The following is a 20,575-nucleotide window of genomic DNA, read 5'->3' on the forward strand; positions in this document are numbered from 1 at the left end:
ACGTACTGAACTATTACGATGATTATGATTTTCCGGGCAACAGTTTTGGCCTCCCTACAGGCAGCCAGGCTCCGGCAGCACGCACCAAGAGCCTGCTTACGGGCAGCAAGGTGAAAAACCTGGGTACGGGAACGATGCTGCTTACGGTAAATTACTACGATCTTGAAGGGCGTGTGGTGCAGCGCAAAAGTGACCACCATATGAACGGTACCGATGTAGTGGACAATACCTATAACTTTAGCGGTGAGCTTACCGCGAGTACCCGCACGCATACCGCAAACGGAACGGCAACAACAATAGGCAACCGTTACGAATACGACCATATGGGCCGTAAAATCGCTACTTTTGAAAACATCAACAGCCAGGGAGAGGTGGCACTGAACCACCTGGAATACAACGAGATCGGGCAACTGAACAAAAAGAACCTTCATAACGATACCCAGGCGACCACTTTTGCCTATAACGAGCGCGGCTGGATGAAGAACAGTACATCCGATCAGTTCAGCATGGAGCTAAAATATAACGATGGCACTTTACCACAGTTCAATGGCAATATTTCCGGTCAGAGTTATACCAACGGTGCATCAAATGCTTTCAGCTATGCCTACGACATGCTGAACAGACTGACAAATTCTACAGCAGGCAACAGCCTGGGCGAGGCCATTGCTTATGATGTAATGGGCAATATCAGCAGTTTGACCCGAGATAATTTTGGTACGAACAGTTATACGGTTTACGAAGGCAACAGGCTTAAAACGATCAGCGGTTTTACCAATAGCAATTATGATTATGATGCCAACGGCAACCTGAAGAGTGACAGTCAAAAGAATATTACTTTAGGTTATAATTTCCTCAACCTGCCACAAACAGTAAGCGGGAGCCAGAATCTGAATTATACCTACAGTGCAGCTGGTGCAAAACTGAAAAAACAGAATGGAGCAACTACTACTGATTATGTTGGGGGCATCCAGTACACCAATGGAAATATAGATTTTATCCAGACGGAAGAGGGGATTGCGCGCAATAGCACAGGAAGTTACAGTTATGAATATAACCTGAGCGACCATCTGGGCAATGTGAGGGCTACTTTCTATAAAAACCCCAATACTGGACAATTAGAGGTACTGCAACGCGACGACTACTATGCATTTGGACTGAGAAAAGACCCAGTTGCAAAAGCGGGGCTTAACAAGTATCTTTACAATGGCAAAGAGTTGCAGGAAGAGTTAGCGCAGTATGATTACGGCGCTAGGTTTTATGACCCTGTAATTGGACGTTGGAATGTGATTGATCCACTGGCAGAGAAGATGCGGAGACATTCACCCTATAATTATGGTTTCAACAACCCGATAAGGTTTGTAGATCCGGATGGAATGATGCCATTTGATGATTACCACTTTGATGTAGATGGAAAACTAGACTATGTTGTTCAAACAAATAAAGATGATAAATTTATCCAGGCAGACCAAAATGGTAACAATAAAGAAATATCTTCATCTGAGCTTACTAGCGGTATGCAAGTAGAATATCGTTCAACTAAGATTGGTTTAGGTTTAGGCAGCTTGTCATTTGATAGAGGCGTTTATGACCCAAATGGAGCAAATATAGATGGAATGGCGACCGGGATTGGCATTATGGGTGCTGGTGGTGATTTGTTGTCTAAATCAAACGCTAGTTTTAGGATGACTAATGGTTTATACAATGGCTCTGGATTTAGCCCAAGAATATATTGGAATGGTTGGGGTGGAGGCAGTGTTGCCCAAATTACAACTTATAGTTTGTCGAAGTTTGGAACCAATTTATCTACTGCATCTGGTGCTGTAGGTGTAGGCTATGGTGTTTATCAAATTTATAACGGTAAACAAACCCTCATGACTTATCCAGATGTTGCGGTTGGAGCCGCTGGATTAACAGCAAGCGCAGCAGGGTACTTTGGAGGAGCGGCGGCAAGTGCTTGGATACCTGTTGTTGGCGAGGCGGCGGCACTTTATGGGGCTTCTAGATTATTATGGGATGTTTCCTTTAGTTTAGGACAAAATTATGGCCCAAGTAAATGGTATGGAACTGATCACACTAAATGGTTTAAGTAGTAGCATATGAAATTGTTTTATTTGATTTGGGCTGATGCAATTTTGAGTTTTAAAAGAAATAATCCAAAACGAAAAGATTGGAAAATAACATTGCTTTTATATTTGAGTTTCATCTTTGCGCTTAACTTTTGGATTTTACTCCTATGGTTGAAATTTTTTAATATACTTATAATCGAAATGCCAAAAATCAGGTTGTTCCCAGGAGATATCTTGAATGACTTTTTAGGATTTGTAATAGTGTTCGTTTTACCTTTTATTATAGCCAATTATTTATTGATTTTTTATAAAAACAGATATCAAGATATCGTAAATAAATATAAAAATTACAACTATAAATATGCTTTAATATATAGTTTGTCAATAATAGGCATGACCGTGTTTTCCGCTTTTCTGTATGGATTTTTAACAAGCTAACTTATCTTTCAATAAGTAAAATTGTGGCAAAGCCTAGCAGAAATGTTGGGCTTTGTTATTCTAAATCAAAATGAATCAGTAATCTGCCCACGCTGGTGCGAGCGTGTCGCTCGTATCAATATAATATCCAAAGCCTGGCAGTTTAAAAGCTTGCCAGGCTTTGTTATTTCTGTAGGAGTTCTAGTTTAAGGAGCCTTGCTTTAATTGCTCCATAGGTGCGGGAATGTAGTTTGGCGAGCTGGGTAATCTTAGCGCCATCGTTGAAACGTTGTGCCAGCAATGCATCTTCTTCTACACTCCAGGCTAAACCCTGGTTTCCTCTTTTTGGCGAGGGCTTCGAGTCGATTAATGGCGAAGAATAATGCCCTGATGATTTCGGGCTATCTGCAGGGAACACCCACGCTGGTGCGAGCGTGTCGCTCGTATCAATATATACCCAAAGCCTAGCAGAAATGTTGGGCTTTGTTATTTCTGCAAGAGTTCAAGTTTAAGCAAGGGTCAAAGAAAAAACGAATCAATAAATGAAAAAGTATTATTTTTTTTTAATTGTGGTAGTCCCCTTTTCTGGTCTTAGCGTCTCCAATGCTATTAAGTTAAGGTTTTTTGGATTTTGAGATAGTTTTTTTTAGTATATTTATATACAATCAAAAAAGATACATGAGTTTAATTTCCAGCAATATTTCCAAGGAGAAACATATCGTTTCTCCTAAAAAAAACATGTGATTTTATTCAAAAAAATCCTACCCCTGAGAAGTATATTACCAAAGCAAAGTTTTTCATCAGAAAGCGCTCACTTACCTTTCCTATCGTAGTTACCTCAATTTTGAATCTATTCAAGGAATCTGTTGAGTACAATATTTCAACTCTATTGCCCAAATTCAAAGTCAAAACAGTTACTGGGGCAGCTTTCTCACTGGCTCGTTATAAGGTCGAAATTTCATTTTTTAAGGATCTGAACAGCATACTTGTGGATTTTCATCAACGACACTATGTTAGACGTTGGAAAGGCTTTCAGTTGATCGCCGGCGATGGCTCAACGGTCTCGCTGCCTGCATCACCGGGTATAAAAAAACACTTTGACGTTTATTCTGAAAATGAAAATGGTGCCAAAAGTTGTCTTGCCCAATTGTTTATGCTTTTTGACATCAACACAAAGACGGTATTGGCGAGTCGGATAAGCGAGATGAAGAACTCAGAGAGAACTCTTTTCAAGGATTGCCTAAACAACCTTGCCGTCAATAAGGCTATTTTTATCTTAGACAGGGGATTTGGTTACTTCAATATATTCAAGAGGCTTATCGAAGAGAAAAGTGACTTTTGTATCAGGGTTAGCTCATCGAATTCTACCTTTGCCAAACAGGTAATGAATAATCCATCTGAGGATTTTATTACGGAGTGGCAACCAAGTTTAAGGGAAAAAAGGACCTGTGCCGAGCATGGGCAAGATTGCGAACCCATAAAAGTAAGAGTTTCGAAAATCAAACTAACAACAGGTGAGATCGAACTATTGATATCCTCACTTGAGCCTAAGAATATCAGCTTAGCAGATATTAACCAGCTTTATACGCTCAGATGGAGGATTGAAGAGGGTTTTAAAAAGCTCAAGCCCAAAATGAAACTCGAGCAGTTTGGTAGCCGTAAGCCAGAAGGCATAAACCAGGAATTTGAGGCCCATATTTTCATGATGAATCTCGTTGCTTTACTGGGGATTACCGCACAGGACAAGATTGAAAAAAACATGGATAAAAGAAGATACGGTTATATCTTCAACTGGCAAAATGCATTCAGATTTGTTAGGAACAGCCTAATTGAGTTAGTAATGGGATCAAAACTGAAAACAATAATTAAACAGCTAATAGAGCAAATTTCTAAAACTGTAGTTGCGGTAAAGCCAACAAGAAGCTTTCCCAGAATTAAAGTTCGGCAAAATAAAAGCAGGTTGCACCAAGCATATAAATAGCTTAACTTAATAGCATTGTTAGCGTCTCGCCAAGACCACCCTTGCTCTACCGATTATAACCTAAAATGATTAAGCGAATACAGTTGAACCTAAAGACATTAAAAAGACACATTATAAGAAGCTTAATTAATAGCTTTGTAAGCCAGCATATTTCATTTTACACTCCTTTTCCTTTTCAATTTAAAAAAACTTAATTTACGTTCGTCACGCCAAAACCCAATAATATCACTTCATTTCGATCGTTCGTCAAAAATATTGGGAAATTTATTAATTTCTTTGCATTTTACAGCCTTATCTCATTTAACCTAAAATGTGCTAAATAAATTAACGTTTACAATGAAAATAAATACATCTAAAAAGCTTAACGCCTACACCCTTACCGAGATTCTGATTGTTCTGGCTATTATTGGCATATTGATCCTTTTAGCACTGCCTAACCTAATGCCTTTGATTACGAAAGCAAAAACTACAGAGGCAAAAATGCAGTTGGAGCATGTGGCCAAACTAGAGCAGAGTTATTTTTACGAACATTCGAAATATTCGACAGATCTGCTTGAGATTGGATTTATCCAGGAAAAACTAACTTCTGATGCAAAGGATGGCAAAGCGAACTACAAAATAGAAATTACTGCCGCCTCTAATAATACCTTTACCGCTAAAGCTACTGCTGTAGCTGATTTTGATGGCGATGGAACTTACAATGTTTGGCAGATAGACCAGGATAAAAACTTAAAAGAAATCGTTGCAGACTAATGTTTTTGTTGCAGGGGGGGATTTTTATGGTGTTAGCGGGCATGCTTTATCAGGATTTAAAATACAGGGGGATTTATTGGTGGATGTTTCCTATACTTTTGCTGCTTTTGGCAATCGGTACCGTACAGATACTTGGTTTTTCCGAAATGATTGCGCAGGTAGTTAAAAGTTGTCTTTTTTTAGGACTACAATTTTTAGCCTTAACGGCCTACATTTCGATCAGGCAAAAAAAACTCACCAATGTATTCAATGGTTTTTTTGGCCTTGGCGACTTATTGTTTTTATTGGCCATATCTTTTGGTTTTTCCTTTTTAAACTATGTGCTTTTTTATCTTTTAAGTTTGATGATGGTGGTGCTTTTTACGGCGATTTTTGGTCATCACACTCAGGCACACGGAAAAAAAATTCCTTTGGCAGGTTATCAGGCCTTGCTGTTAATGATACTCATGGCGGTGAGTTGGTATAAGCCAGTTATAAACCTGCTTTCAGACGAGAACTTAATCAATCTGCTCAGTTATGGAAGTTAGACCAGAAATCCTCGGGCTCATATCCAAAGAGTTTGCCATGGAGTACCGGGTATTCCCAAAAGAACGTGGGGTGAATGGCGATCTGGTACTGTGTTGGGATGGCGTTGGCGATAGCAACCAGCTTACAGATGAGCTCCAGGTGATGCTGGGCTGCGGTATATCATTATTGCCTATAGATCAGCAGGAGATCAGCAGATTACTTTCCAAACATTATCTGGGCGATGTATCAAAAGGAAGTGCTGAAAAAGAAGTTTCGGTAATTACTGCAGGTGATGATTTTTTAAATGTTTTAATTGAAGAAGCCAGGCGATTGAAAAGCAGTGATATCCATATCGAAACTTTCGAAAAACGCTCGAGGGTTAGGGTAAGGATAGATGGGATGATGATTGAACGGTACCAGATAGAAAAGAAAGACTATCCGGCATTGATCAACAAAATCAAGATCATGGCCAACCTCGATATTGCCGAAAAACGTTTGCCTCAGGATGGAAGGATCCAATTCAGCTCTGCACGTTTTACTTCTTTTGATATCAGGGTTTCGGTACTGCCTACCCTTTACGGCGAAAAAATCGTGCTCAGGCTATTGAACAATAGCAGTACCGATATTGATCTGAGTACCTTGGGCTTATCAGAACAGGATATGCGTAATTACATGGAAGGCGTTCAGCGCCCGAATGGCATTATTCTGATCAGCGGGCCTACAGGATCGGGAAAAACAACAACACTTTATGCTACGTTAAAGCTTTTAAATAAAAGTACAAGAAATATTCTCACGATAGAAGACCCGATAGAGTATACACTTGAGGGCGTAAACCAGGTACAGTTGAGAGAAAATATCGGGCTTGGTTTCGCGGCCACCCTGCGTACCTTTTTAAGGCAGGATCCGGATGTGATCATGGTAGGAGAGATCCGTGATCCCGAAACAGCAAATATGGCCATAAGGGCTGCGCTTACCGGCCACCTGGTGCTGTCGACCATTCACACCAATTCGGCATGGGGAACCGTATCCCGTTTGATGGATATGGGCATACCAGGCTTTCTGGTGGCCAATACACTCAATACAACTGTTGCCCAAAGGCTGGTGAGGTTGCTCTGCCCTAAATGCAAAAAAGAAGAAACCGTTACTGAAGGGCTTTATCCGAGGCAGTTTAGACCGCCAGAGAAAGTTACCTCGCATTTTGTTGCCACAGGCTGCTCACACTGTTACTATACAGGTTATAGTGGAAGAAAGGCTGTGTACGAAGTGATCCCGATTGATGCAGACCTCTCTCAGGAAATCAGAAAAGGAAATATGGCCATTGAAACGATACTTGAAGAGAAAGAAATCAGTACACTTTCTAAAAATGCTTTTGCCCTGTTTGCCGATGGACTCACCTCCATGGAAGAAATTTACCCTTTATTACTCGCTATCTAAATGAACAATAAAAACGTATTAAATGTGCTGATCGGCATGGCCCTTTTGCTCTTAAGCCTGTCGGGTTTAACGGTATCAGCACAGGTTACCACTACAGCAGACCGCCTAAAGGCAATTGAAGAACGCTTAAGGAACCTCTCGGTAACGGTGCCGGGATTAAACCAGCCCGTTCAACTGTCCATGTCGGGCGCTTCTGCGCAGGAGTTTTTAAGGGCCCTGGCGCAATCGAACAATTTGAACATCAATATCGATCCTCAGCTCAATTTTAAGGTTTATACCAATTTCCGTAACGAAACGGCCATGAACGTGATATTGTTCATGGCAAAAGAATACGATCTGGATATCAATCTCATCGGATCGATTATGTCGGTTACGAAAGTACAGGTACCAAAGCCTGCTGTAGTACCGAAAGATTTCCGGGTAAACTATAATGCATCGAATGAATACCTGGGTTTTGAACTCAATAACGATACGCTGAGCCAGGTAGCCAAAAAAATCAGTCAGCTTTCGCAGAAGAATGTGGTGGTTCCGGTAGCACTGATGGGTAAAAAAGTAAGTGGTTTTATCGCCGCTGCACCTTTTGAGGTTGCGTTAGAAAAACTGGCTTATGCCAACGAGCTCAAAATGAACAAAACCAATGATGGGGTTTTTATTTTCCAATCTCTAGGCGAAGGAGAAGAGCTTTATGTGAACGGCGATAATGCAACCGCTGTAAAACGGGGCAATAAGGGCGCTGCACAAAGCGGTCCTTCTAACTTCAGCTTAAACGGGAAAAAAGATGCACAGGGCAACCGTACTGTAAGTGTTGATGCCCTAAATACACCTATATTAGACCTTATAAAATCGGCTTCGAGCGAGGTGGGTGCCAATTACTTTATTTATTCAGACATTAAAGGTACGGTGAGTACCAGGCTGAGCGGTATCGGTTATGATACTTTTCTCACCGCTTTACTTCAGGGTACCGAATATACCTTTAAAAAAGATGGAGGTGTTTACCTGATCGGTGACCGTAAATTAGAAGGCCTGCGGGCAAATCGAATTGTGCAACTGCAGCACCGCTCGTTGGATACCATCCAGATGATGATTCCAAATGAGTGGAAGAGGGGTGTAGAGATTAAAGAATTCCGCGAACAGAACACCTTGTTGCTTTCAGGATCTTCCCCTCAGGTAAATGAAATCGAGAATTACATTAAACAGATTGACCGGGTGGTGCCTATGGTACTGATCGAAGTAACATTGGTTGATGTTAGAAAAGGTAAATCTGTTAAAACAGGTATTTCGGCCGGGGTTTCGGATAGCGTTCGGACGGGAGGTACGATATTGCCGGGCATCGATTATACTTTTGGGGCAAATTCCATCAACAATTTTCTTTCCAAACTCGGTAGAAATGGTGCGGTAAACCTGGGTAGGGTAACCCCGAACTTTTACGTCAAACTTAGTGCATTAGAAAACAATAATAATGTAGATATCCGCTCGGTTCCGAAACTTTCAACCCTCAATGGCCACTCTGCCAATTTAAGTATCGGAAGTTCAAGGTATTACAGCCAGAGAACACAAAATGTAATCCCTTCACTTAATGCACAAACGGTTGTAACCGAGCAGTTTACCGAGGTAAATGCCAACCTGGAAATAGATATCAGGCCAGTAGTTTCGGGCGATGATCAGGTTACCCTAAACATTAAGGTAAACATATCCGATTTTATAGGCAACCCGCCGCTAAATGCACCTCCGCCAAAATCAACCAGTAAGTTTAGCTCTATTATCAGGGCAAAAAATGAAGATATGATCGTTCTGGGTGGTCTTGAACGTACGGAGAGTAGTGAGAGCGGTTCGGGCATACCAATCCTTTCGAGAATTCCTGTATTGAAGTGGCTCTTCAGCAGCCGTGAAAAATCAAATAACAAAGTGGTAACACTGGTATTTATTAAACCCACAATTTTATATTAAACATGTTCGAACCTTTTGAACATATACTGGGGATAGAACTCACGCTTTTACAGAATGAGACATACCGCTGTATTTATGCTGTGATTACCCGCAAAGGTGATAACATAGCTGCATCGGAACACCGCACCATAGAAGGAACACTTGTTAAAGTGTTGGAGCGTTTGCCACGTAAACATCCTGTAGTGCTCTCAGTCGGCGGTAAGGGAATTATACACAAGCAACTTAAAGGTGCTGAAAAAACGGATTTGTTTAGAACAGCTTTTTCTGCTGTTGAAAAAAAGGATTTTTATGTGCAGGAGGCTTTAGCTGAAGATTTGGCCTGGGTAAGTATTATCCGGAAAACCCTGGCAGATGATATTATAGGAAAGTTACAATCATCTGGCCTGAATGTTTATGCATTGAGCCTTGGTGGATTGCCAGTAATTTCTATATGGGAGTTGCTTAGTGGAACGGGTGAAGGCTTTTCGGCTAACGGCCATAAATTTGAAACCTCTCCGGAGGGCCACCTGATAGGCTATCGTTACCTCGAGGGGGAACAAAACACCGGAAACCTGAAACTAGGCGATACCAAGCTTGCATCAGCGCTTTTGGTACCTTACGCATTGGCTTTTCAGCTCTTTCTGCACGACAAACTTGCTGTAGTTAAAGTTGAAAATGAGCAGGTTGATCACCGCTTTAGAGATTTTCTTGAATTTTCGAAACTAAAAAAAACAGCTGGTATTTTTGTGTTTGCTTTGTTAGGATTGTTGGTGATCAGTTTTTTTGCACTTACGCACTACAATGCAGAAAATGCAAAACTGAACCTGCAGGTAGGGGCAATTACAGCTACAGCAGATCAAAGCGACCTGTTGAAAAAGGAAATTGCAGATCAAAAAGTATTATTGGAAAAACTTGGCTGGAATGGTGGTTATAGTCACGCCTTTTTGCTCAATGAAATTGGCAGCAGCAAGCCAAAGGCACTTACACTTAACGAAATACAATTCGACCGCTTAAAAGAGTCAGCAGAAAATAAGGATGTACTGGCTTCAATCAAAATCACTGGCGAAACCTCCAATTTATCGGCTGTGAACAACTGGATCTTTCTGCTCAAAGAAAAAAAATGGGCAAAAGAAGTCAGACTGCTTCGCTATCAGCAGGATACCGAGTCTGAAAGTTTTGTTTTTAACCTAATCATCCAATATTGATATGCTGGAAAAACTAAGCCCAAAGAACAAAAAGGTGATCATGGTTTTGCTAATGGCCATGGTCGTTTACCTAGCCTATGTATTTTCTTTCGAAAAGGCGATCTCAGCAGTTGCACTCAACAGGCAATTAAAACAGACGGAACATATCGGGCAGGAGCCTGATGCTGCTTTTCCACAGCTGGAAAAAAAACATGCCTTTTATCAAGCGGTACTTAAAGGTTATAAAGTACGCCGCGAAGATAGAGAAAACCGCTTGTGGCAATCCATCTCGGCCATGGCCATCGCTAAAAATGTAGATATCAACTTCAGTCCTAATTTGGGCAATGTAGAAAAAGATACCAGCGAACTCGCCCGTGGTATAGTGGTACAGAAATTCATTTTCAAAGGCAAATACTTCGATATGGTTAAGTTGCTTGATACCTTGGAAAAAAGCCAGGGAATAGGCCGGATCTCTGGTGCCAAACTGATGAAAAAGAAAGAAAATGGCAGCGAAGAAAAATCTGATAAACTTACACTCGAACTGCAAATTGTGGGCAAAGAAAATTAATCTTTTTACAGTTTTTTTGATAGAAGAATTGGTGTTTTAAGAATCGCCAAAATCAGTTCATCAAGAAAAAGGCATAGAATATCACTCGAAAAGCATCGTTCGTCAAAAAGATTTAACTATTTCTTTTTTATGATTTAGTTTCGCACGCCCATAATCGGGCCGATATACTTTAACTGAAAAAAATATGAAAACACAATTGACAGCTTAAATAAAGGCTGGTTTTGATTGAAAAAAATAGTCGAATTGTAATGTCTAAAACGCTTAAAAAATTACCAAAAAATACACGAAACCTCATTATGAAATTATTTAAATTATTCGTTATATTATTAATTAGTTCCCAAAATGTATTTTCTCAAAAAATACCAAGTCCATTTAATACTGTATCACCCAATAGTGCTGAACTTGTAACTAAAGGGGTTAATGTAGCCTCTAATCAATATAATGGTAGTTTAGGTGTTAATTTACCAGTTATAACTTTTAATCACAGAAATATAGAAATTCCAATAGAATTATCTTACCACTCTAACGGTATACGAATAGATCAGAGACCAACTGTTGTTGGGATTGGCTGGAATATTAATCTTGGAGGCGAGATTACAAGAATAGTACATGGTTATCCAGATGAAAAAAAGGCGACTAAATATACACCACATAGAGCAGGTTATTATACTACGAGCGGTGCTTATATCCCTCCAGTTCAATCGGTAGAAGATTTTGAAGATTATGATGGTTCTTATTTAAACTTACGTAATTTGTTAAATAACTTTAATGGAAATACACAGGATTTTATCAATAATTATGTTAAGCCTAATTATGATAATAAAATTATAGATCTGGCACCCGATGAATTTATTTTTAATTTTAATGGAATTAGCGGGAGTTTCTTCTTTAGTCCTGATGGAGGTGTAAAATTCATGAGTAAATCAGGTGTTCAGTTAAAAGTAGAATATACAATCCAAAATGGCGCAGTTATCAATGATTTATCCTTACCAAGAGCAATAACAAATTTTAAATTGACAGATAATAACGGTATTCAATACTTTTTTGGAGGAAAGAATGCAATTGAATGCAGTTATCCTGCGCAGGATGTATCGCCACTTGCAAGTTCTGGTCAACCGATCACAATAAAGTTTTATAGTCCAGGTGCAGCCGTTAATACTTGGAAATTAACCAAAATTATCATGCCAAATGGAGAAGGCATTTACCTGGATTATCATGTGAAAGAACAAATAATCGATAAAGCATTTATTAATATATTGGGTAAAATTGGTGCGAATGAATCTTTTGCAGACGGATATGATGTAAATTTATCAAGAAAGGCCGTAGTTAAACAATGTTTACTGGATAGTATATATGATACTATAGGGAACAAATTAAAGTTTAATTATCAGGTATCAACATCATTAGGGAGTATTACCACTTATGCTTCTGCTTTAGCATATAAACAATCATCAACAGGAGTAAATGCGGCTATGGGAAATGCTTTTCAAGTGTGTAGTAGTTATCCTGGATTAAACGATGGAACAATAATCGGGGACCTTAGAATTGCCCCTCAGCTATATGCATTGAAATCAATCACAAAGTCATATAATAACGCTATGATTGACTCCTGTTTGTTTAATTATAGAGATGAAACAGATAAACGTTTAAGACTTACCTCAATTTCAAAATCCGATTATCTTGGTAACCCCAGAAATATTTTTCAGTTCGAGTATAATCCGATTAATTTGCCTGAGTATACTTCTAAAAAAGACGATTTTTGGGGATTTTATAATGGAAATAATTTCTTTGATTATTCTGTTGAGGCAAAGAATTATACATACAATAAAATAAATTCGGACTTCATCAATTCAAAACAATCAAATTTTGATTATAGCAAGGCTGAAATTCTTGAAAAAATAATTTTCGAAACTAAGGGATATCAAAAATTTGAATATGAACCGAATGTTTGTTCTTCTATTTTAAATTATGATAATCGCCAGATTGAACAACTTTCATCAAATAACATTTCTGGTGGGATAAGGCTGAAGAGTATTACGGAATATAGTGATGCTGATCAGATTTTGACACAAAAAAAATATCATTACATTAAGAATTTTTCATTAAACGGTAATTTGTCTAGCGGTATACAGAGATGGAAAACAAGTACTATAGATAACTATTTGAAGAATATAAGTGAGTGGGTGTGGGATTTTCAATTAAAACCAGATTTTAAAAAAATTGGTCATGATGGAAATCTAGTCGCATACAGCGAAGTTACAGAAGAGATGGTAGGCAATGGGTTTAAAACATCATATTATGAAAATGATGATAGTATCTTAATTCCAGCCGGTCCAATCAATAATGGGTGGGACGTGCAGGAATTAAATAATTTTTATACCCTAAGAAATGGTTTGTTAAAAAAAGAGGAATACTATAATAAAGACAAAAATAAATTACATGAAAAAATTTATCATTACGATTATAATAACACGGAACATTTAACCTCAATTTCGTTTTTGCCTCCAATTCCTGACGCCATTTCGTCTGGAGACATGCTCATATTTGTTAACTATGTATTATTAAACGAAAACTATACAAATAATGTGTATACGCATAATCCTTTATTAATCAGTGTGGTAACGAATGATTTGCATGCTGGAAATATAATAACCAGTACTCAAAATTTTGAATATGATGTCAATTCTAAATTAATAAAGAAAGAGAGCATTTTAAATAGTAATAATCAAACCAGTTCAGTTGATTATAAATATCCTTATGACTTCCCTTCATCAAGTATTTACCAAGAAATGGTAAGCCGGAATTTAATAGCGCCTGTTATTGAAGAAATAAATAGTGTAAATAACATACAAACAAAATTGACCCGCACTAATTTTGATCAATTTGATTTCAGTGGTATATATCCTAAGAATGTTGAGGTACAGCTTGGTTCTGGCCCATTGCAAACTAAGACAAGTTTTTACAGGTATGATGCTTATGGAAATATTTTAGAGAAGCAAGATGGAAATTCTGCTTTAAAGGAGGTTTATTTATGGAGTTATAAATCTCAGTATCCAATTGCAAAAATTGTTGGTAATGACTTTACAACTATAAAATCCGCTTTAGGAGGAGATGATGCACTTTTATCTTTTAGCAGCACTGTCAACCCTGATAAAATTGCGGTTGATTCCTTTTTAGCACCTCTAAAAAGCGCGCTGCCTTACACTCAAATGATCTCCTATACGCACAAACCTCTAGTAGGAGTTTTGAGTATGACAGATATTAAGGGATTGAGTACTTATTATGAATATGATGGTTTTCAAAGACTGGCTTATGTGAGAGATCAGCATAAGAATATTATTAAAAGTTATTGTTATAACTATGCCGGGCAGATGGTTGATTGCAACCAGCTAAGTATCCCAACCCGTCCTTTTGGCATCAGAATAACAAACTAAAATATTTCTGCTGATTAATTACACGCTAAATCATAGTTTTATGAAATTTACAAACACCACAATAAAATACTTTATATTTTTTTTACTTTTAATACCTTTTCTCTCTAAAGGTCAAGTAACATTAGCTCCAAATGGTATGTTCTATTTGAGTAGCGATTTAGGCCCATATTTTTGGGATGAAGTGCCAACATATACTAACAAAATAATGTATGTCTCTCCGGGAAAAGATGTTGGGCCAGCGGCAATTTTTCAGACAATGGGAAGAAGATACCAAGGTAGCGGAAGTAGGTATAGTGATAGAAATGCGTGGTACTCACTTACTGATTGGGGTAATAGTAGTTCTAATAATTTTTTTGCAGGTGATGGCACTTTTAAATATGTGCCTAATCGAGCTTCTAATGGCAAAACGACCCCTGTTTATCAATTTGTTACTTTTTCGGGTCGAAAACCCAATAATCATACAACTACTCCGTATGATGCATTAAGATACAACACTTTTACAATTAAAGTAGAGGCACCAGATTTTGTTGGTATTGATAAACTACAGGAAATTACGGTCGGATCTGGCAATATTTCAATTTCGACTTTTTTTACTCCAGCAATAGCAGGAGTTACATTTACTTTTGACAATATTCCTGCTACCTCAATAGATTTAAGCAGTTTAACTAATGGAAGTCACACAATTAAAGCTACAAAACAATATGATAATGGCACTTATGTTGGACAGTTAAAAATTCAAGTTTCAAGGCAGAATATAATAGGCCAAGCTACTGAAAACTTAAGTAGAGAGAATAACTTTATATTAACCAGAACTTTTAAAAAAGCAGGTGTTAATGAAGTTAATATAGGTAACATCAGGTCTGTTGAAGATGAAAACCAAAGCGTTCAGTATATGGATGGCATAGGTAGGCCAGTCCAAACTGTTTCCGTTATGGGCAGTCCGGCTAAGAATGATCTTATACAGCCTTTTACTTATGATGCCTTCGGACGGGAAAATATAAAATATCAACCATATAGTACAACCAGTAATAATGGTGGCTTTAGAACGAATGCCCTCTCCGCACAATTGGATTTTTATACAAATCAAAATAGTTTATCCAGTATAAAAGCGACACAAAACCCTTTTAGTGTAAGTGTTTTCGAACCGAGTCCTTTAAATAGGATTGAGCAACAGGGCGCTCCGGGTGATGATTGGCAACCAGCTGCCAGTCACACCATAAAAATGGAATATAGTACCAATGGTACAAATGAAGTCCGTTTCTGGCAGGTTAATAATGATGGCGCTGTTGGAACAACTTTTTATGACGCGGGTAAACTATATAAATCAATAATCAAGAATGAAAATTGGATAAGCGGACATGAAAATACGACTGAGGAGTTTAAGGATTTTGAAGGTAAGATAGTATTGAAGCGTGGCTGGAAAGATAATTCTACCAGTTTAGATACCTATTACGTTTATGATGATTTAGGTGGTTTACGATATGTTTTACCTCCTGCTGTAAATGAGAATGGACAGAATATGATTGATAACTTTAATGAATCACTTCCTGCATTCCAGCATTTTATATATGGATATCATTATGACGGCTTAAAACGTCTAGTAAAGAAAAAAATACCGGGTAAAGGTTGGGAATATATGGTATACAATAAACTCGACCAATTGATCATGACCCAGGATGCGAACCAAGAGGAAAAAAAACAATATTTATGTATAAAATACGATGCTTTTGGCAGGGTAGTCATTACTGGTCTTTATACCGATACCAGAACAGCTGCACAGTTGCAAACCGACTTGGTAAATGAAACAGTTTTGTATGAAACACGTCTACCAGGATCAGATTATAATAACCTCTCTTTCCCACGCTCAGGTTTGGATATCTTAACGGTAAATTATTACGATGATTATGTTTTTCCAGATAATATTTTTGGTGCTGCTTCAGGTGACCAGGCTTCTGGTGAAAGGATCAAGAGTTTGTTAACCGGTACCAAAGTGAAAAATCTTGGCACCAGTGTTATGGATATGACCGTTAACTACTATGATATTGAAGGGCGTATTGTGCAAACAAAAGCCACAAACCATTTAGGGGGTACGGATCAGGTTGATCAAGAATATAATTTTCCGGGCGAATTGGTTTCCAGCACCCGTACCCATATTGCTAAAGGGATAACCACAACTATCGAAGATGTTTATACTTACGATCATATGGGTAGAAAGATCAGTACTAAGGAAAATATAAATAAACAAGGACAGGTTGTTTTGAATATGCTCGAATATGATGAGATCGGACAATTGAAAACCAAAAATATTTACGGTAAAAGTGCTACACCACAATCTCTTGTGCAACATGTGGTTCTTGATGCTGCAGACATAGTAGAGCCAGGGCAAACCCGGATCGTTACCGCAAGTAAAAGTATTACTTTAAGTGATGGTTTTATTGCCAAAGAAGGATCAGTATTTAAAGCCAGTATTATTGATGATTCGTTTTTACAAAGCACGCTATTCACCTATAATGAACGTGGCTGGCTAAATAAGGCGGAATCGGGGAAATTTAAAGAGGAACTTAAATATACAGCTACTGATTTAGCAGATATTCCTAATGCGCCGCAAGCAAACTACAATGGCAACATTTCGGCACAGCGCTACAATGGTAACCACAGCGGTGCACAATACTTTAAGTATGGGTATGATAAACTGAATAGGCTAGTTAGTTCCGTACATAGTAATGGTATACTATTAAACGAAACCATTGCATATGATGTAATGGGTAATATTATCAATCTGGAAAGAGCTGGCAATGGCAATCCCATAGTATATACTTATCAGAACACCAATCAGAGCAACGTACTGGATCATGTTAGTGGTGGATTAAACGGAAGTTATGGTTATGACCTTAATGGTAATGTGCGTACCGATGGTACCAAAGGAGGCACAGCTACCTGGACATATAATCATTTAAATCTTCCAATATCAATATCTGGTGCAGTAACGGCAAATTATACCTATGATGCTCTTGGTGCTAAATTGAAATCATTTATGGGGGGGATAAATCGAGATTATGTTGATGGAATTCATTATGAGGATGGAGTTTTAAAATTTATTGCAACAGAAACAGGTCGAGCTGTGAGGATTGGCAATACCCAGAGCTATAGCTATGAACACAATTTAAGCGATCATTTAGGTAATGTTAGGGTAACCATAGACGATCAGGGGAATAATGTAGCCAGGGTAGTACAAGAAAATGAATACTATGCATTCGGACTTGTAAAACCTGGAGGATATCTATTTGGAGATAAAAATAATTATCTTTATAATGCCAAAGAGTTACAGGATGGTTTGGGACAATATGATTACGGCGCAAGGTTCTACGACCCGGTTATAGGCAGGTGGAATGTAATTGATCCTTTGTCAGAAGCAGATAGATCTTGGTCGTCATACAATTATGGACGGAACAATCCGGTCAGATTTACCGATCCAGATGGTATGTTCTGGGGTGATTTTTTAAATGACAAAGGAAATAAAATAGGAACAGATGGGATAGCTGACAAACGTTTGTATCATGTCTCTAACAAGGCTGAACAGCAAAAAATAGCTGAAACTGACCGAGAAGGGGGAACAACTAAATTATCTGATGTTAGATCAGCACGAAGGGTTCTGAGTGTCGAATCGATTACAGGCGATCCTAGGGAAAATGAGAGAAGTGGTAAACCAGGGGGCGCAAGTTTCAATGGTACTTTTAACGAAAGTTTTACCCGCAATAAACAGGCATCAATAATCAATACGGCTTTGAATAGTGTGGACGGTTATATCGATGTTGCCCTAGAGTCAAATAGGGGTAAATTGGACTTTAAAAGTAAATTCAAAGCGGGAGAGTTAATTAGTTTAAATGGAATATATATGAACAACCATGAAGCGTTAAATTATTTATGGGGGGCGAGTATGAGCAGAATAAATTCGTCCAACAAAGCGGAAATAAGTGTCAGTGATGCGCTTCTGGGAGCAGAATTATACAATGTTTATGATTATACTTTTAAGGATAGTAAGACTTTTTCTAATCAGATGAATCATAGAGAGGCAATAGCGAGGGGTTATTTCGATTATTCGCTGGGATTTTCTTCATCGAATACCTACAGCAGAGATAGCAGAGTAAGGAAGGTAATCAGATAAGGTATGCAAGATTGTAAAATGATTAAAATTTTATGCACATTCTTTTTGTTTTTTTTGATCTGTGGATGCCATAATATCGATAACCGTTTACTCTTAATTAAGGCTGACATTGGTAAAGAGGATGAACTAGATACTTTAGAGTCCTATACCGCAAGGGATTTACACATTGTTCAGGTTGTTCGTCACAGCGGATTTGATGATTTTTCCCTCCACTATGGAGTACTGACACATAGTGGAGGAAGAACAATATTGTATGAAATGATAGGGACGGGCAAATATGGTAAAAGGATTTCTAAAGAGTTTATTACCGAGGTTGAACCCTATGGTAAAACAAACTGGGGTTGGTTTTCCGTTAAAAATGGCAAGCTTTCGGATACGCTGCCTGGAATGTCTAAGATACTTTTGGGGTTGGAATCTGAAAATAGCAAAGGGGAGTTCATCAAAGAAACAAATGGCTATATCAATTTTTATTTAAATGGTAAGACTGTAAAGGAAACTAATTATGGGGATTATGTTATAAAAGACTCGGCTTTGAATTTCTCTAGCATGAAATACGGTTTGTACAAGCTTTATAAAGGCAGTCTTAAATTAGTGGGAAAAAACGGAAACGATATTTTTAAAAAGAAAGATGGGGTGTTTTTTATCCCACAGCCAGGATATGGGGTTATAAATAAATATCGGAAAAGTCAGATCTTGGATGCGGTTGATTCAGCTGTACATCTTGGTGAGGAACAAAAAAAAATATGGATAAAACCAGAAAATTGATCTAATCAAGCTAAATCAAAAGGAATGATCCTTTTCTGAATAAACTGATGACACAGTTTGTTTTACCTACGCAGTGTATATGAATTTCATATTTAAGCTATTTAGTTTTAACGGCAATAAGTAGGAGGATACGATTTGTAAACTACCCTCCTTTATTCTAATATTTATTGAACAATTTAGACTTGACGTTCTAACTAGTTTGGATAAACCAATTTGATTAACCCCTTTCCCTCACTAGCGCAAGTCTATGCGTTAGGATTAGCGCGAGTGGATGTCTTATGCTTAAAAAATTATACTTTAGCCTGGCCTTAGTGCCAGGCTTTTGTGGCACTAAGCCTAATATGATTATGGAACGAGGTTTTGTGACCCCATAATTGGAGGGTTCAGGATTCAGTGGCGGAGTAGGTGAGGAGATATTTTACTTACAATTATGGATTCAATAATTTGATATATCATTTTTTCACACCTGCATCTTGTGTTATATTGCATATTGGGAAGTGGTATAAGACCGTTAGGAACCTTTGCTTGTAGGGATCTGAAACTTGTTTTAGTATTGTAATCTTGATAATCTCAAGACTAATCCATAGAACTTTGAGCCCAGAAGTTTTATAGAAAAAATTGTTAATCAGGCAGATAAGAGTCAGACTGATAAAGGCAGAATCGATATAATAGTTGAAAAACGCACAGAAATTCCTAAAAGTAGATTGTTCGCCCATGAAAAAATTAATTAAATTAATGGTGTTATTTGTTTTCTGTACTCAGATTGCAAGTTCACAGGATAAAATCAATGTACTGGAAAAAATCAAGGCCAATAAAATTCCAGATCAGTACTATGTTTTAGAAACAGATAGTGTAATTCATTTCAAAGGGAAAAGATATTTAATAGAATTTCGCGAATTTTTTAATGAAAATCAATTTGATAAAATTGCAATATGGAAACCACTTGGTTATTTGGAATTCTCTAATGTTGAAATTGCAAAATCCAGGAAGTTTATGCAGCTCTATAATATTAAACCAATAATTCAAGCTAGCATTACAGATGCTTATCACATCAATATTAATGGAAAAGCATTCTTAATAATTTCGCGGAATGTGAAATTGAAAGAGATATATTATTTTGATAGAAAATTTCCGAAGGAGCTATATATTTTAAAATACAAATAATAAATCTCGACTCTTTGGACGGGATTACAAATCTCGTCCATTTTGTAAAAAACCTTCCGAATAGATGAGAAAAATAGTACTATATATAATAATTATCTCATTTTGTTCTTGTGAAAGAAAAAATGAGATCGTAAAAGTGCTAGAACATAAAAATGACAATAGCTATTGGATACAGAAAAAACTGCTTGATGATGGGATATATTCTTTTAGC

13 protein-coding genes are annotated in these 20,575 nt (G+C 37.8%); 12 read left to right on the forward strand and 1 reads right to left on the reverse strand.

Annotated elements, in window-relative coordinates:
* Positions 1-2,090: RHS repeat domain-containing protein (locus LQ201_RS23775; protein WP_230146573.1), on the forward strand; the 2,090-nt coding region annotated here is incomplete at its 5' end.
* Between the two features lie 577 nt (positions 2,091-2,667).
* On the opposite strand, the gene LQ201_RS23780 is transcribed toward LQ201_RS23775, so the two are convergent.
* Positions 2,668-2,901, reverse strand: coding sequence for a hypothetical protein (locus LQ201_RS23780; RefSeq protein ID WP_230146574.1), 234 nt, complete (start codon positions 2,899-2,901; stop codon positions 2,668-2,670).
* A 381-nt stretch (positions 2,902-3,282) separates the two neighbouring features.
* On the opposite strand from LQ201_RS23780, the gene LQ201_RS23785 reads away from it, so the two are divergent.
* The 11 genes from LQ201_RS23785 (at position 3,283) to LQ201_RS23835 (ending at position 20,364) form a co-directional block, all read left to right on the forward strand.
* On the forward strand, positions 3,283-4,464 hold the full coding sequence (locus LQ201_RS23785) for an IS4 family transposase (RefSeq protein WP_256449215.1): 1,182 nt from the start codon (positions 3,283-3,285) through the stop codon (positions 4,462-4,464).
* Between the two features lie 336 nt (positions 4,465-4,800).
* Positions 4,801-5,217 carry a type IV pilin protein gene (locus LQ201_RS23790; RefSeq protein ID WP_230146155.1) on the forward strand — a complete coding sequence of 139 codons (417 nt, stop codon included), beginning with the start codon at positions 4,801-4,803 and terminating at the stop codon, positions 5,215-5,217.
* Positions 5,217-5,744 (forward strand): hypothetical protein, encoded by a 528-nt coding sequence (locus tag LQ201_RS23795; RefSeq protein ID WP_230146156.1) that lies wholly within the window; start codon positions 5,217-5,219, stop codon positions 5,742-5,744. Before LQ201_RS23790 ends, LQ201_RS23795 begins: the two co-directional genes overlap by 1 nt.
* Positions 5,734-7,158, forward strand: coding sequence for a GspE/PulE family protein (locus LQ201_RS23800; protein WP_230146157.1), 1,425 nt, complete (start codon positions 5,734-5,736; stop codon positions 7,156-7,158). Before LQ201_RS23795 ends, LQ201_RS23800 begins: the two co-directional genes overlap by 11 nt.
* Complete coding sequence (locus LQ201_RS23805) at positions 7,159-9,105, forward strand: type II secretion system protein GspD (RefSeq protein WP_230146158.1); 1,947 nt, start codon at positions 7,159-7,161, stop codon at positions 9,103-9,105. It begins immediately after the preceding gene.
* 2 nt (positions 9,106-9,107) lie between these two features.
* Positions 9,108-10,289 (forward strand): hypothetical protein, encoded by a 1,182-nt coding sequence (locus tag LQ201_RS23810; RefSeq protein WP_230146159.1) that lies wholly within the window; start codon positions 9,108-9,110, stop codon positions 10,287-10,289.
* A 1-nt stretch (position 10,290) separates the two neighbouring features.
* Complete coding sequence (locus LQ201_RS23815) at positions 10,291-10,836, forward strand: hypothetical protein (RefSeq protein ID WP_230146160.1); 546 nt, start codon at positions 10,291-10,293, stop codon at positions 10,834-10,836.
* Positions 10,837-11,084: 248 nt separating this feature from the next.
* Positions 11,085-14,270, forward strand: a complete 3,186-nt coding sequence (locus LQ201_RS23820; protein ID WP_230146704.1) for a hypothetical protein — start codon at positions 11,085-11,087, stop codon at positions 14,268-14,270.
* A 40-nt stretch (positions 14,271-14,310) separates the two neighbouring features.
* Positions 14,311-18,435 (forward strand): DUF6443 domain-containing protein, encoded by a 4,125-nt coding sequence (locus tag LQ201_RS23825; protein WP_230146162.1) that lies wholly within the window; start codon positions 14,311-14,313, stop codon positions 18,433-18,435.
* A gap of 18 nt (positions 18,436-18,453) precedes the next feature.
* On the forward strand, positions 18,454-19,200 hold the full coding sequence (locus tag LQ201_RS23830; RefSeq protein WP_230146163.1) for a hypothetical protein: 747 nt from the start codon (positions 18,454-18,456) through the stop codon (positions 19,198-19,200).
* A gap of 714 nt (positions 19,201-19,914) precedes the next feature.
* Positions 19,915-20,364 (forward strand): hypothetical protein, encoded by a 450-nt coding sequence (locus tag LQ201_RS23835; protein WP_230146164.1) that lies wholly within the window; start codon positions 19,915-19,917, stop codon positions 20,362-20,364.
* The last annotated feature ends 211 nt before the right edge of the window (positions 20,365-20,575 follow it).

It is taken from the genome of Pedobacter sp. Bi126 (assembly GCF_918698245.1).
Classification (GTDB): Bacteria; Bacteroidota; Bacteroidia; order Sphingobacteriales; family Sphingobacteriaceae; genus Pedobacter.